Raw genomic sequence first — 14,895 nt, forward strand, 5'->3', positions numbered from 1 at the left:
TCTTACCGTGGTCTACGTGACCTATTGTTCCAATGTTAACGTGTGGTTTACTTCTTTCGAATTTTGCTTTTGACATTGTTATTCCTCCTTCATTTAAATGACATATTGTCATTATTGTACCGTTTTATATATTTTTAAATATTTGGTATGAAATATTTAAACCATTTGGTAAAAATATTTTCAATCTATTTAAGTGAGAGATACTACATAAATGTAGCTCTCTCTTATTTATAATTTTATCAAGAATTATTTAGCTTTCTTTCCTGCTACTTCTTCTTGAATGCTCTTAGGTACTTCTTCATAGTGATCAAATACCATTACATAAGTTCCTCTACCTTGAGTTTTAGATCTTAATGTAGTTGCGTATCCAAACATTTCTGATAATGGAACGAACGCTCTAATAACTTGACGTCCATTTCTTTGTTCCATACCTTCCATTCTACCTCTTCTTGAGTTGATATCACCAATAACATCTCCCATGTACTCTTCTGGTACAATTACTTCTACCTTCATTGAAGGCTCTAGTAATGTAGGATCTGCCTTTTTCATAGCGTTCTTGAATGCCATTGATCCAGCAATCTTGAATGCCATTTCTGATGAATCGACATCATGGTATGATCCATCGAAACATTTTACTTTGAAGTTTATAGTTGGGAATCCAGCTATAACACCGCTTTCAGCTGCTTCTTGGATACCGTTATCTACTGCTGGTACATATTCTCTTGGAATTGATCCCCCAACGATAGCATTTTCGAATTCATATTCTCCTTCTGTTGGTATCATTTCTATCCAACAGTGTCCGTATTGTCCTCTACCACCAGATTGTCTTACGAACTTACCTTCAGCCTTAACAGCCTTCTTGATAGTTTCTTTGTAAGCAACTTGTGGAGCCCCTACGTTACATTCAACTTTGAATTCTCTTTGTAATCTATCAACGATGATATCTAAGTGTAACTCACCCATACCAGCGATAATTGTTTGACCAGTTTCTTGGTTAGTCCAAGTCTTGAATGTTGGATCTTCTTCAGCTAACTTAGCTAAAGCGATACCCATCTTTTCTTGACCAGCCTTAGTCTTTGGTTCGATTGCGATTGAGATAACTGGTTCTGGGAATTCCATGCTTTCTAGGATAATTGGATTTGCTTCATCACATAAAGTATCTCCTGTAGTTGTATTCTTTAATCCAACTACTGCTCCTAAATCTCCAGCTCTTAATTCGCTTATTTCTTCTCTTGAGTTAGCGTGCATTTTAACTAATCTACCGATTCTTTCTTTCTTACCCTTGCTTGAGTTAAGAACGTAAGTACCACTTTCCATTATACCTGAGTAAACTCTTGTAAATGCAAGTCTTCCTACGAATGGGTCAGTAGCTATCTTAAATGCTAATGCTGACATTGGAGCATCATCGCTAGCTTCTCTTTCTAATTCTACATCTGCATCATCAACTGATATACCCTTTACTGCTGGTATATCTAAAGGTGATGGTAAGTAATCAACAACTAAGTCAATCATTTCTTGAACACCTTTGTTTTTGTATGATGAACCACAGATTACAGGAACTATTTCATTATTGATAGTAGCTTTTCTTAAAGCAAGCTTTAACTCTTCTTTAGTTAATTCTTCACCATCTAGGTACTTCATCATTAACTCTTCATCAGTTTCAGCGATTGCTTCTATCATAATGTTTCTGTATTCTTCTGCTTTATCTTTTAATTCAGCTGGGATTTCTCCTCTTTCGATGTCTTTTCCTAAGTCATCTTTGTGTATAAGTGCTACATCTTCTATAAGGTCGATCATACCTGCGAAGTTTTCTTCTGCACCTATTGGAATTTGGATAGCTATAGCGTTAGCTTTTAATCTATCTCTTACTGAATTGATACAAGCATAGAAATCAGCTCCAGTAGCATCCATCTTATTTACATAGATAGCTCTTGGTACTCCATAGTTATCAGCTTGTGTCCAAACTGTTTCTGTTTGTGGTTCAACCCCACTCTTTGCATCTAAAACAGTTATAGCACTATCTAGACATCTTAATGATCTTTCAACTTCAACAGTGAAATCTACGTGTCCAGGAGTATCGATTATGTTTATCGCATAGCCCTTCCATTGGCAGAATGTAGCAGCAGAAGTAATTGTTATACCTCTTTCTTGCTCTTGTGCCATCCAGTCCATTTGTGAAGCACCATCATGTGTTTCTCCGATTTTGTGTGTTCTACCAGTGTAGAATAATATACGCTCAGTAGTTGTTGTCTTACCAGCATCTATATGAGCCATGATTCCTATATTACGAAACTTATCTAAAGGAAATTCTCTTGACATAATAATTCCTCCTCTCAATGAGTAATTTTAAATTCAACAAAACTGTTTTGGCTGAGGCCAAAACAGTCTTGAAATTAGTATCTGTAGTGAGCGAATGCTTTGTTAGCTTCAGCCATTTTATGAGTATCTTCTCTCTTTTTAACAGCAGCTCCTGTGTTATTAGCAGCATCTAATAATTCGCCTGCTAATCTTTCGCACATTAACTTTTCGCCTCTTTTTCTAGCAGCAGCTAGCATCCATCTGATACCTAAAGTCTGTCTTCTTTCTGCTCTAACTTCTATTGGAACTTGGTAAGTTGCCCCACCTATTCTTCTTGCCTTTACTTCTAATAATGGCATTACGTTGTTCATAGCTTCTTCGAATACTTCTAAAGCATCTTTACCAGTCTTCTCAGCCATAGTTTCAAACGCTTGGTAGCATATTTTTTGTGCTACTCCCTTTTTACCGTCAAGCATGATTCCGTTGATTAACTTTGTAACAACCTTTGAGTTGTACACTGGATCAGCTAAAACGTCTCTTTTTGCTATATGTCCTTTTCTTGGCACTTTTCTTCCCTCCTTAACAATTTAAATTTAAGTTCATCGGTACTCGATATCGGTCGATATCGCAAAGTGCTTCTCTCATCATCTATATAAACTTAATTCATAAATCTATGTAAACACTAAAGATAAGCACTACATTAATTTAAGAAAACCTATTTCTTAGGTCTCTTAGCACCGTACTTTGATCTTCCTTGCATTCTGTTAGCTACACCAGCACAGTCAAGTGCTCCTCTTACGATATGGTATCTAACCCCAGGAAGGTCTTTTACTCTTCCACCTCTTATAAGAACAACGCTATGCTCTTGTAAGTTGTGTCCTACACCACCAATGTATGCAGTAACTTCGTATCCGTTTGTAAGTCTTACTCTAGCAACCTTTCTTAGGGCTGAGTTAGGCTTTTTAGGAGTTGATGTTTTAACAACTGTACATACTCCTCTTTTTTGTGGACAGTTTTTTAGTGCTGGAGCTGTTGATTGGTTCGCAGCAACTTTTCTTCCTTTTCTAACTAATTGGCTTATAGTTGGCATTCTTTCACCTCCTGAATTTTATTTATCTATAAAAAATTATTAGATAAAACTACTTTATGTTGTCTACAAGTTTTATAAACTTTCTATAAAAACCTCATGAGACAAAGTTTAACTTTGCCTCAATGAAGTATTGTAGACAATTATTTGGCTGTATATTTTATTAAACATACAACACGTATTTTAACATTTAAGAATACACATGTCAACAAAATTAATTCCTATTCAACATTTACCACGATATCTTCTTCAATTATATCATCTTCAACGTCTAATCTTGCTGATCTATATCTCATCATTCCAGTACCAGCAGGAATTAATTTACCTATTATGACATTTTCTTTTAATCCTACAAGTGGATCAATTTTTCCTTTGATTGCAGCTTCAGTAAGAACTCTTGTAGTTTCTTGGAATGATGCCGCTGATAAGAAACTATCAGTAGCAAGAGCAGCTTTAGTTATTCCAAGTAAAACTTGATCTCCCTTAGCTTCTTCTCCGCCAAACTCTCTTACTCTATTATTTTCTTCTGCAAAATCAAACATATCAATTGTAGTACCTGGTAAAAGATCTGTATCTCCTGATTCAGTTACTTTTACTTTTCTAGTCATTTGTTTAACAACTACTTCTAAGTGCTTATCATTTATATCAACACCTTGTAATCTATAAACTTTTTGAACTTCTGATAAAAGATATCTTCTTGCTCCATCAACGCCTTTAATAGCCATGATGTCATGAGGATTTACTGAACCTTCTGTAATTTCATCTCCAGCTTCGATGTAATCATCATTTGAAACCTTAACTCTTGAACCAAATGGAATGTCATAACTTATTTCTTCCCCATCTGCTCCCATTACATGAACCATTCTCTTTTTCTTAGTTTCTTCAACTCTTACAGTACCATTTATTTCACTAACAATCGCAAGTCCCTTTGGCTTTCTAGCTTCGAATAATTCTTCAACTCTAGGAAGACCTTGTGTGATATCTCCAGCTGATGCAACCCCACCTGTATGGAATGTTCTCATTGTAAGCTGTGTACCTGGTTCTCCGATTGATTGTGCTGCTATTATACCAACAGCTTCACCGATATTAATCTTTTGAGCTGTTGCCATGTTCATACCATAACATTTAGCACAAACACCAATTTTGCATCCACATGTAAATACTGATCTAATCTTAACTTTCTTAACACCAGCATTGCTGATCTTTTCAGCTAATTCTCCATCCATATAATCATCTTTTGAAGCTAAAACTTCTCCAGTTTCTGGATGCATTATATCTTCTGCTGTGTATCTTCCAGTTAATCTTTCCTTAAGTTCTTCGATAATTTCATTACCTTCTTTTATTTCACTAACAACTATTCCTTCGCTAGTTCCACAATCTTCTTCTCTTACTATAACGTCTTGTGATACGTCAACAAGTCTTCTTGTTAAGTATCCTGAATCGGCCGTCTTAAGAGCTGTATCGGCATTACCCTTTCTAGCTCCGTGAGTTGAGATGAAGTACTCAAGGACATCAAGACCTTCTCTGAATGATGCTCTGATTGGTAATTCAAGGATTTTACCTGATGGACTAGCCATAAGACCTCTCATACCTGCTAATTGTTTTATCTGTGACTTAGAACCTCTGGCTCCAGAGTCAGCCATCATGAATATAGGATTCCATTTATCCAAACTATCCATTAATGCATTCGCAACATCTTCTGTTGTCTTAGTCCATTTTTCTATAACTCTTTCATATCTTTCATCTTCTGATATAAATCCTCTTTTGTACATCTTCTCTATTTTATCTACTGTTTCATCAGTTTCTTTTAATAGAGCATATTTTGCTTCAGGTACTATCATATCTGATGCAGCAACTGTAACCGCTCCGATTGATGAATAATGATATCCTAAAGCTTTTATTTTATCAAGCATTATTGAAGTATCTGTTGGACCGTGCTTCATATAACACTTATCTATTATTGTTCCTAGTGATTTCTTAGTTATTAAGAAATCTACTTCTAGATTAAACTCTTCTTCTGGATTACTTCTATCAACAAAGCCTAAATCTTGAGGAATTGATTCATTGAATATTAATCTACCTACAGTAGTCTTAATTATTCCTGATTTCATTTCTCCATCGACTTCTTTAAACATTCTTACAAATATGTCTGCATGAATTTCTATAGCTTTAACTTCATAAGCCATTATAGCTTCATCTTTTGACATAAAGTACTTACCGCTACCTAGAGCCCCGTCCTTTTCCATAGTCATGTAATAAGAACCAAGAACCATATCCTGAGTAGGTACACAAACTGGCTTACCATCTGATGGCTTCATTATGTTTCCAGCTGCAAGCATTAAGAATCTTGCTTCTGCTTGAGCTTCAACTGATAATGGTACGTGAACGGCCATTTGGTCACCATCGAAGTCAGCGTTGTAAGCTGTACATACTAATGGGTGAAGCTTAATAGCTCTTCCTTCTACTAGTACAGGCTGGAATGCTTGAATACCAAGTCTATGAAGAGTAGGAGCACGGTTAAGTAATACTGGATGATCTGCAATTACTTGCTCTAAGATATCCCATACTTGTGGCATAACTCTTTCTACCATTCTCTTAGCACTCTTTATGTTGTGTGCTACTCCATCTTGAACTAGCTTCTTCATAACAAATGGTTTGAATAATTCAAGTGCCATTTCTTTTGGAAGACCACATTGGTACATTTGTAATTCTGGTCCAACAACGATAACTGATCTACCAGAATAGTCAACTCTCTTACCAAGTAAGTTTTGTCTAAATCTACCTTGTTTACCTTTAAGCATATCTGAAAGAGATTTTAATGGTCTGTTTCCAGGACCAGTAACAGCTCTTCCTCTTCTACCATTATCGATAAGAGCATCTACAGCTTCTTGAAGCATTCTTTTTTCGTTTCTAACGATTATATCAGGTGCTCCTAGATCTAATAATTTTTTCAATCTATTATTTCTGTTTATAACTCTTCTGTAAAGGTCATTTAAATCTGATGTTGCAAATCTTCCACCATCTAATTGGACCATTGGTCTTAAATCTGGTGGGATTACAGGTATTACATTTATAATCATCCATCTTGGATCATTTCCTGATGCTCTGAATGATTCTACAACTTCTAATCTTCTGATTATTCTTACTTTCTTTTGACCTGTACTATGTTTTAACTCTTCTTTCAGTTCTTTTGAACCATTTACTAAGTCAATTTCACCTAAAAGATCTTGAACTGCTTCAGCACCCATTCCAGCCACGAAGCTTTCTTCACCATATTTATCTACAGCTTCTCTATACTCTTTTTCGTTAAGAAGTTGTTTCTTTAATAATGGTGTTTCCTTAGGATCAATTACAACATATGAAGCAAAGTATAAGATCTTTTCTAATGATCTTGGTGACATATCAAGTATTAATCCCATTCTTGATGGAATTCCTTTGAAGTACCAAATGTGAGAAACTGGGGCAGCAAGTTCAATATGCCCCATTCTTTCTCTTCTTACTTTAGCTTTAGTAACTTCTACTCCACATCTGTCACAAACTATACCTTTATATCTAACTCTCTTATATTTTCCACAGTGACATTCCCAATCTTTCATTGGTCCGAATATTCTCTCACAGAATAAACCGTCTCTCTCTGGTTTTAAAGTTCTGTAGTTTATTGTTTCTGGTTTTTTAACTTCTCCCCTTGACCATTCTCTGATTTGTTCAGGGGATGCTAAGCCTATTTGTATGGCATCAAAATTATTTAATTCAAACAAGGGTAATCCTCCCTTCAAAATTAGTGTTCATCGTTAAAATCATCAAGCTCTAAGTTATCTTGAAACTCTTCTAACTGAAAACCTTCATACTCTTCTTCTTCTTCTTCAGCTTCTGCTTCTACTTCTGAAGTGTAGCTGTCTTCAGTTTCTAGTACTGGTTGTTTTTCAACAAACTCTTCTGTTCCCTCAATGTTTACTTCTAAATTTGCTGAATCATCTTCTTCGTTAAACTCTTTAAGTCTTACTTCCTCATTGTCATCATTAAGAACTCTAACATCTAAGCAAAGTGCTTGTAATTCCTTTATAAGAACCTTAAATGATTCTGGAACTCCTGGCTCTGGGATATTTTCACCCTTAACTATTGCTTCGTAAGTTTTAACTCTACCAACAACATCATCTGACTTAACAGTTAAGATTTCTTGTAATGTATGAGCAGCACCATATGCTTCTAGTGCCCAAACTTCCATTTCCCCGAATCTTTGACCACCAAATTGAGCTTTACCTCCAAGTGGTTGTTGAGTAACTAATGAGTATGGTCCAGTTGATCTTGCATGGATCTTATCATCAACTAAGTGAGCAAGTTTTAAGATGTACATTATACCAACTGTAACTTCATTATCAAACGCTTCTCCTGTTCTACCATCGTATAGAGGAGTTTTTCCGTTTGCATTATAGCCTGCATCTCTTAAGCATTGTTCTATATCTTCTTCAGTCGCACCATCGAATACTGGAGTAGCAATGTGCCATCCTAGCGCGCTAGCTGCCCATCCTAAGTGAACTTCTAGTACCTGACCGATGTTCATACGTGATGGAACCCCTAATGGATTTAAGCAGATTTGAAGCGGTCTTCCATCTGGTAAGAAAGGCATATCTTCTTCAGGAAGTACTCTTGAAATAACCCCTTTATTACCGTGACGTCCAGCCATCTTATCTCCAACTGATATTTTTCTCTTTTGAGCTATATAGCATCTTACAAGTTCATTAACACCTGGATTTAATTCATCACCGTTTTCTCTAGTAAATACTTTAATATCTACTATTATACCAGCTTCTCCATGTGGAACTCTTAATGAAGTATCTCTAACTTCTCTTGCTTTTTCACCGAAGATAGCTCTTAATAATCTCTCTTCTGCTGTTAATTCAGTTTCACCCTTTGGAGTTACTTTACCAACAAGGATATCTCCTGATCTTACTTCAGCACCGATTCTGATTATTCCTCTTTCATCGATATCTTTTAAAGCATCTTCACTTACATTAGGAATATCTCTAGTTATTTCTTCAGGTCCTAACTTAGTGTCTCTTGCTTCACATTCGTATTCTTCTATATGAATTGACGTAAATACGTCTTCTCTTACTAATTCTTCTGAGATAAGCATAGCATCTTCGTAGTTATAACCTTCCCAAGTTATGAATCCCATTCTGATGTTTTTACCTAATGCTATTTCTCCTAAATCTGTTGATGGACCATCAGCTAGAACTTGGTTCTTAAATACCATTTCTCCAGCGCTTACTAAAGGTCTTTGATTTATACAAGTACCTTGGTTACTTCTCTTGAACTTTAATAACTTGTAAGTATCAATTCCTCCATCAACATCTCTCTTAACTTTAATTTCACTAGCACTTACGTAGCTTACTACCCCTGCATTTTTAGCCTTTGGTAGTACTCCTGAGTCTGCTGCTGCTCTAAATTCTATTCCTGTACCAACTACTGGAGCTTGTGGCTTTAATAGTGGAACTGCTTGACGTTGCATGTTAGATCCCATAAGAGCTCTAGAAGCATCATCATTTTCTAAGAAAGGAATCATAGCTGTTGCAACAGATACGATTTGTCTTGGTGAAACGTCCATTAAATCTACTTCATTTGCAGGTACTACGATAACTTCTTCCATATATCTTACAGTTACTTTATCGTGTACGAAGTGTCCTGTTTCATCTAAAGGCTCATTTGCTTGGGCTACTAGATATTGGTCTTCTTCATCTGCAGTGAAATATCTTATTTCATCAGTTGCTCTCTTATTTTCTTTATCAATAACTCTATAAGGTGTCTCAATAAATCCATATTCATTAACCTTAGCATATGTAGCTAATGAGTTGATAAGACCTATGTTAGGTCCTTCTGGAGTTTCGATAGGACACATTCTACCATAATGTGAGTGGTGAACGTCTCTAACTTCGAAACCGGCTCTTTCTCTTGAAAGTCCTCCAGGTCCTAAGGCAGATAATCTTCTCTTATGAGTTAATTCTGATAATGGATTTGTTTGATCCATGAATTGTGATAATTGTGAACTACCAAAGAATTCTTTAATAGCTGCAGCAACTGGTCTAATATTGATTAACATTTGAGGAGTAATTGCCTCTTGGTCTTGAATAGTCATTCTTTCTTTAACTACTCTTTCCATTCTTGATAAACCAATTCTAAATTGGTTTTGTAGTAATTCTCCAACTGATCTTAATCTTCTATTACCTAAGTGGTCTATATCATCTACATATCCAATGTTGTAAGCTAATCCTATTTCATAACTAATTGTTGCAAATATATCATCTCTTACAATATGTTTTGGAACTAATCTTGTAATATTCTTCTTAATTTCTTCTTTAATACTTTCTTCATCACTGAAGTTATCAAGTATTTCTTTTAATGTTGGATAGTGAACTAATTCTTTAATATTAAGTTCGCTTATATCAAATGAAACATGCTTTGATAAATCAACAAAGTGATTACCTATTACTCTAATAACTTTGTCTTCAATTAATATATCTACTGAATTGATTCCAGCATTTTGTATATTTTCTGCCATTTCTCTTGATATCTTTTGTCCTTGTTCTACCATTATTTCTCCAGTTGATGGATTTACTATATCAACTGCAGCAACTTGGTTTGCAAGTCTTAAGTTAATAGCTAACTTCTTATTGAACTTATATCTACCAACTCTTGATAAATCATATCTTTTAGCATCAAAGAATAATGAGTCTATTAGAGATACAGCACTATCAACTGTAGGTGGCTCACCTGGTCTTAATCTCTTGTAGATTTCAAGTAAAGCTTCTTCTTTAGTCTTAGTGTTATCTTTTTCTATTGTAGCTTTGAATCTTTCTTCTTCACCAAAATAGTCTAATAACTCTTGGTCACTTCCGAATCCCATAGCTCTAGCTAAAATTGTGATTGGAAGTTTTCTTGTTTTGTCAATTCTAACTGATATTATATCGTTAGAATCTGTTTCATACTCAAGCCAAGCTCCTCTATTTGGGATAACAGTTGCTGAGAATAGTTTCTTACCACTCTTATCTCTGTTTTGGCTATAGTATACACCTGGTGATCTTACTAATTGGCTGACAATAACTCTTTCAGCACCATTAATAATAAAAGTACCTTGTTCAGTCATTAATGGGAAGTCTCCCATGAATACTTCTTGTTCTTTTATTTCACCAGTTTCATTGTTTGTTAGTCTCACTGAGACTTTTAGTGGTGCAGCATAAGTTGAATCTCTCTCCTTACACTCTTCCACAGTGTACTTAATATTATCCATATCAAGCTTGTAATCTACAAACTCAAGTACTAAGTTTCCAGTGAAGTTTCCTATAGGATTTATATCGTCAAACACTTCGTGTAGACCCTCTTTTAGGAACCATTCATAAGAATCTAATTGTACTTCTATAAGATTTGGCATTTCAGTTACATCTTTAACTTTACCAAAACTCATTCTTGTTCTTTTTCCAGATTGGACAGGATGTACCATGAATTTTCACCCCTTGTATAAACTAAAATAACCAAAAGCATAACTTCCCTAGGGACTTTTGCTTTCGGACAGCGTCATCTTTTTAGTATAACCAATTTCAACACAGTTATACTGTTTTTTCCAACAAATTATACTTATCCATAATGAATAGTACATTAAATGATAGTATCATAACATTTTATCAATGTCAATATTTTTTCTACTTATATAATAGATACAAATATATCTATTTCTATAAATAAAACTATATAAAATATCCAGTTTTATAGTAGGATAATTTATATAGTTTCAATTTTAGCCTTAGAATATAAAAAGGTGCTAATGCTAGCACCTTTTATATACATTTTGAAATTTAATTAAAGTAAAATTACTTTAATTCTACTTCAGCTCCAACTTCAGCTAATTTAGCTTTCATGTCTTCAGCTTCTTCTTTAGCTACAGCTTCCTTAAGTGTCTTAGGAGCTCCGTCAACTATTTCTTTAGCTTCCTTTAATCCTAATCCAGTTAATTCTCTTACAGCTTTGATAACCTTGATTTTGTTAGCTCCAGCGCTAGCTAAAACTACATCAAATTCAGTCTTTTCTTCAGCAGCTGCTCCAGCTACTGCTCCTGCTACTGCTACTGGTGCAGCAGCGCTTACTCCAAATTCCTCTTCGCAAGCAGTTACTAATTCATTTAATTCTAAAACGCTCATTTCTTTTATAGCTTGAATGATATCTTCTCTTGTCATTTTAATTGCACCTCCAAATTTTTTAAAACAAAATTAACTATGTATAGTTAATTATTCAGCTGATTCAGCTTCTTTTTTTTCTTTTATTGCATTTAATAAGTATGCAAGGTTTGATAATGGAGCCTTGATACTTCCAAGAAGTTTTGCAATAAGAACTTCTTTTGATGGAATTGAAGCGATCTTTGTGATCATTTCTTGATCGTAGATTTCTCCCTCAACTACACCTGCTTTTAGTTCTAACTTCTTGTGATTCTTAGCGAAATCATTTAAGATTCTTGCTGGAGCTGTAGCATCTTCGTATCCGAATGCTATTGAAACTGGTCCTTCTAAGTATACTTCCATACCGTCTAAACCTAACTCCTTAGCAGCTAAAGTAACTAAACTATTTTTATATACTTTATATTCTACTCCAGCTTCTCTTAAGTTCTTTCTTAATTCTGTGTCTTCTTCAACAGTTAGACCTTGGTAGCTAGTTAAAACAACGCTTTGCGCCTTTTCTAACTTTTCCTTAATCTCAGCAACTCTTGCTTCCTTTAATTGTCTATTCTTGTTCACTGTGTGTCCACCTCCTCACAGTATTAACTGCTTTTTCGTATTATAAAAGGTCTTCCCGTAGACAGAGGAAGACCCATAATAAACATATGTTTACAGAACCCCTCGGTAGGTAGTTATACGTTACGCGAAAACCGCACCTACTGTCTACGGAACAATATTTCATTTTTCAACAAAATTTATTATATCACTGAACTTACGTTAAGTCAATAATTATTCTGTAACTTTTACTGGGTTAACCTTTGCTCCAGGTCCCATTGTGCTAGTTACAGTAACTGACTTAATGTATTGTCCTTTAGCTGCAGCTGGTTTAGCTTTAACTAAAGCTTCCATTAAAGTCTTGAAGTTTTCATGTAACTTCTCAGCTCCGAATGATCTCTTTCCGATTGGGCAGTGTACTATAGCAGTTTTATCTACTCTGTACTCAACCTTACCAGCTTTGATTTCAGCTATTGCTTTAGCAACATCAAATGTTACTGTTCCTGATTTAGGGTTTGGCATTAATCCCTTAGGTCCTAAGACTCTACCGATTCTACCAACTACACCCATCATATCTGGAGTAGCTACAACTACATCGTAGTCGAACCAGTTTTCTGATTGGATCTTTTGAACTAATTCTTCAGCTCCAACGAAATCTGCTCCCGCTTCTTGAGCTTCTTTAGCTTTATCTCCCTTTGCGAAAACTAAAACTCTTACAGTTTTACCTGTTCCGTTTGGTAACACTACTGCTCCTCTTACTTGTTGGTCAGCATGTCTTGGATCTACCCCAAGTCTAACATGTAATTCGATTGTTTCATCGAAGTTAGCTTTTGCAGTTTTAACAGCAAGCTCTAAAGCTTCTGCTGGATTATATAAAGCACTTTTATCTATTAACTTTGCACTTTCAACATATTTCTTTCCCATTAATAAGCCTCCTTTGTGGTATTAGCGGTTCTTACCTCCCACTATTTTTGTGAATTACTCTTCAATAGTTACACCCATACTCTTAGCTGTACCTTCGATCATTCTCATTGCACTCTCGATGTTTGCAGCATTTAAGTCAGGCATTTTTGTTTCTGCGATTTTCTTTAATTGTTCTCTAGTTATCTTTCCAACCTTTGTTCTGTTTGGAACTCCTGATCCGCTTTCAAGTCCTAATTCTTTCTTTATTAGAACTGCAGCTGGAGGAGTCTTTAAGATAAAACTAAAAGATCTGTCTTGGTAAACTGTGATTACTACTGGTATTATTAATCCAGCTTGATTAGCAGTTTTTGCATTGAACTCCTTACAGAATCCCATTATGTTTACACCGTGTTGTCCTAATGCTGGACCAACTGGTGGTGCTGGAGTTGCCTTTCCTGCAGGAAGTTGAAGTTTAATCATTCCAGTTACTTTCTTAGCCATTTTGTTATTCCTCCTATACTGTGGTATATACGGACAATAATTTTTTGTCCTCCCACTTGATTAAAAGATTAGTTATTCTATTAAACTAATTTTTCTACTTGATTAAAATCTAGCTCAGCTAATGTTTCTCTACCGAACATATCAACTAAAGCTTTAATTTTTTGCTTTTCAAGATTTATCTCTTGAATTGTTGCCACGAATTCTCTAAGTGGTCCTGAGATAACTCTTATACTTTCACCTACTTCAAGATCTGTTTCTCTTGGAAGTTCTACAACTCCCATTGATTCGATCTCGTAGTCAGTAAGAGGAACTGGTTTAGATCCAGGTCCCACAAAGCCAGTTACGCCTCTTGTGTTTCTAACAACATACCAAGATTCGTCTGTCATTAGCATTTTTACTATTACATATCCTGGGAACTTTTTCTTAAGAGAAACTTTTTGTTTTCCATCTTTCTCTTCAATTACTTCTTCCATTGGTATTTGGATGTCGTGAATTAATGATTCAAGATGTCTATTTTCAACAACTTTCTCTATGTTAACTTTGACCTTGTTTTCATATCCAGAATACGTATGTACTACGTACCATCTTGCTGTTTCACTCATATTAATCGGTGATTAAACACCCAAACCTCCTTTTACTTAAGTTTCAAAACTACTTCAAAGAGGTTTTGAAAAATATAATCAAATCCGCCTACAAGTATAATATATACTACAGCGAATCCAAAAACTGCAATCAATGCCTTTTTTGTCTCATTCTTAGATGGCCACGTTATTCTTTTGAATTCCGCTTTTACATCTTTAAAGAATTTGAACACACCACCTTTAGAGGTAGCTTTTTTAGTCTTTACATTATTACCAGTCATAATTTCACATCCTTATATTTTTGTAAGTCTGTGTCGTTACTTAATCGCTAACTATTTTGTTTCTCTATGAAGAGTGTGCTTCTTACAGAATTTGCAATATTTTTGCATTTCCATTCTATCTGGGTTGTTTTTCTTGTTCTTCATTGAGTTATAGTTTCTTTGTTTACACTCTGTGCATGCTAAAGTTATCTTTACTCTCACGGTCTGCACCTCCAGTTTTAAATATATATTCTAAGAGACATACCTCTTACTGTATCTATTTCGTGACTTTATGAGTTACTTTCTCACATTATCACAATTTATTTAAACTGTCAATAATATGTCCTTTGTAAAGGACTAGGTAATGCACCCAGTCCTTATTAAAGTATATTTGACAATTTCAATCTTTTTTATTCTTTTGTTGACTATTCTATTACGCTAGTAACAACTCCTGAACCTACAGTTCTTCCACCTTCTCTGATTGCGAATCTTAATCCTTCTTCCATAGC

12 protein-coding genes, 1 pseudogene and 1 other annotated feature are annotated in these 14,895 nt (G+C 35.1%); all 13 genes and pseudogenes read right to left on the reverse strand.

The features are described from left to right. Nucleotides 1–246: 246 nt before the first annotated feature. Nucleotides 247–2,319: an elongation factor G gene (fusA, locus tag ACQPUW_RS16935; protein ID WP_204596773.1), complete on the reverse strand. Its 2,073-nt coding sequence runs from the start codon at nt 2,317–2,319 to the stop codon at nt 247–249. A gap of 74 nt (nt 2,320–2,393) precedes the next feature. Continuing rightward, complete coding sequence (gene rpsG / locus ACQPUW_RS16940; protein WP_204596774.1) at nt 2,394–2,864, reverse strand: 30S ribosomal protein S7; 471 nt, start codon at nt 2,862–2,864, stop codon at nt 2,394–2,396. Nucleotides 2,865–3,013: 149 nt separating this feature from the next. Then, nucleotides 3,014–3,388, reverse strand: coding sequence for a 30S ribosomal protein S12 (gene rpsL / locus ACQPUW_RS16945; RefSeq protein ID WP_204596775.1), 375 nt, complete (start codon nt 3,386–3,388; stop codon nt 3,014–3,016). 218 nt (nt 3,389–3,606) lie between these two features. Further along, nucleotides 3,607–7,143 carry a DNA-directed RNA polymerase subunit beta' gene (gene rpoC, locus ACQPUW_RS16950; protein WP_430838630.1) on the reverse strand — a complete coding sequence of 1,179 codons (3,537 nt, stop codon included), beginning with the start codon at nt 7,141–7,143 and terminating at the stop codon, nt 3,607–3,609. 20 nt (nt 7,144–7,163) lie between these two features. Further along, nucleotides 7,164–10,880 carry a DNA-directed RNA polymerase subunit beta gene (gene rpoB, locus ACQPUW_RS16955; RefSeq protein ID WP_430838631.1) on the reverse strand — a complete coding sequence of 1,239 codons (3,717 nt, stop codon included), beginning with the start codon at nt 10,878–10,880 and terminating at the stop codon, nt 7,164–7,166. A 367-nt stretch (nt 10,881–11,247) separates the two neighbouring features. After that, nucleotides 11,248–11,610, reverse strand: coding sequence for a 50S ribosomal protein L7/L12 (rplL, locus tag ACQPUW_RS16960; RefSeq protein WP_204596778.1), 363 nt, complete (start codon nt 11,608–11,610; stop codon nt 11,248–11,250). 51 nt (nt 11,611–11,661) lie between these two features. Then, complete coding sequence (rplJ, locus tag ACQPUW_RS16965) at nt 11,662–12,165, reverse strand: 50S ribosomal protein L10 (protein ID WP_204596779.1); 504 nt, start codon at nt 12,163–12,165, stop codon at nt 11,662–11,664. Between the two features lie 33 nt (nt 12,166–12,198). Further along, nucleotides 12,199–12,333: a sequence feature (ribosomal protein L10 leader region), on the reverse strand. Nucleotides 12,334–12,375: 42 nt separating this feature from the next. Then, a complete protein-coding gene (rplA, locus tag ACQPUW_RS16970) occupies nt 12,376–13,065 on the reverse strand; it encodes a 50S ribosomal protein L1 (RefSeq protein WP_204596780.1) in 690 nt (229 codons plus the stop codon). 54 nt (nt 13,066–13,119) lie between these two features. After that, complete coding sequence (rplK, locus tag ACQPUW_RS16975) at nt 13,120–13,545, reverse strand: 50S ribosomal protein L11 (RefSeq protein WP_204596781.1); 426 nt, start codon at nt 13,543–13,545, stop codon at nt 13,120–13,122. Nucleotides 13,546–13,625: 80 nt separating this feature from the next. Beyond that, complete coding sequence (nusG, locus tag ACQPUW_RS16980) at nt 13,626–14,147, reverse strand: transcription termination/antitermination protein NusG (RefSeq protein WP_430838632.1); 522 nt, start codon at nt 14,145–14,147, stop codon at nt 13,626–13,628. Between the two features lie 32 nt (nt 14,148–14,179). Then, nucleotides 14,180–14,407 carry a preprotein translocase subunit SecE gene (gene secE / locus ACQPUW_RS16985; protein WP_430838633.1) on the reverse strand — a complete coding sequence of 76 codons (228 nt, stop codon included), beginning with the start codon at nt 14,405–14,407 and terminating at the stop codon, nt 14,180–14,182. A gap of 51 nt (nt 14,408–14,458) precedes the next feature. Beyond that, the gene (gene rpmG, locus ACQPUW_RS16990; RefSeq protein ID WP_027099171.1) at nt 14,459–14,608 is read right to left on the reverse strand and encodes a 50S ribosomal protein L33; all 150 of its coding nucleotides are present in this window, start codon (nt 14,606–14,608) and stop codon (nt 14,459–14,461) included. Nucleotides 14,609–14,811: 203 nt separating this feature from the next. Further along, a pseudogene (locus ACQPUW_RS16995) lies at nt 14,812–14,895 on the reverse strand (elongation factor Tu); the annotation flags it as partial.

It is taken from the genome of Clostridium sardiniense (assembly GCF_050584765.1).
GTDB lineage: Bacteria > Bacillota > Clostridia > Clostridiales > Clostridiaceae > Clostridium > Clostridium sardiniense_A.

Excerpts from the sequence above, each read along its gene's own strand:
- rplL (WP_204596778.1), bottom strand. The coding sequence starts at position 11,610 with ATGACAAGAGAAGATATCATTCAAGCTATAAAAGAAATGAGCGTTTTA.
- rplA (WP_204596780.1), bottom strand. The coding sequence starts at position 13,065 with ATGGGAAAGAAATATGTTGAAAGTGCAAAGTTAATAGATAAAAGTGCT.
- rpoB (WP_430838631.1), bottom strand. The coding sequence starts at position 10,880 with ATGGTACATCCTGTCCAATCTGGAAAAAGAACAAGAATGAGTTTTGGT.
- fusA (WP_204596773.1), bottom strand. The coding sequence starts at position 2,319 with ATGTCAAGAGAATTTCCTTTAGATAAGTTTCGTAATATAGGAATCATG.
- rpsL (WP_204596775.1), bottom strand. The coding sequence starts at position 3,388 with ATGCCAACTATAAGCCAATTAGTTAGAAAAGGAAGAAAAGTTGCTGCG.
- nusG (WP_430838632.1), bottom strand. The coding sequence starts at position 14,147 with ATGAGTGAAACAGCAAGATGGTACGTAGTACATACGTATTCTGGATAT.
- secE (WP_430838633.1), bottom strand. The coding sequence starts at position 14,407 with ATGACTGGTAATAATGTAAAGACTAAAAAAGCTACCTCTAAAGGTGGT.
- rplK (WP_204596781.1), bottom strand. The coding sequence starts at position 13,545 with ATGGCTAAGAAAGTAACTGGAATGATTAAACTTCAACTTCCTGCAGGA.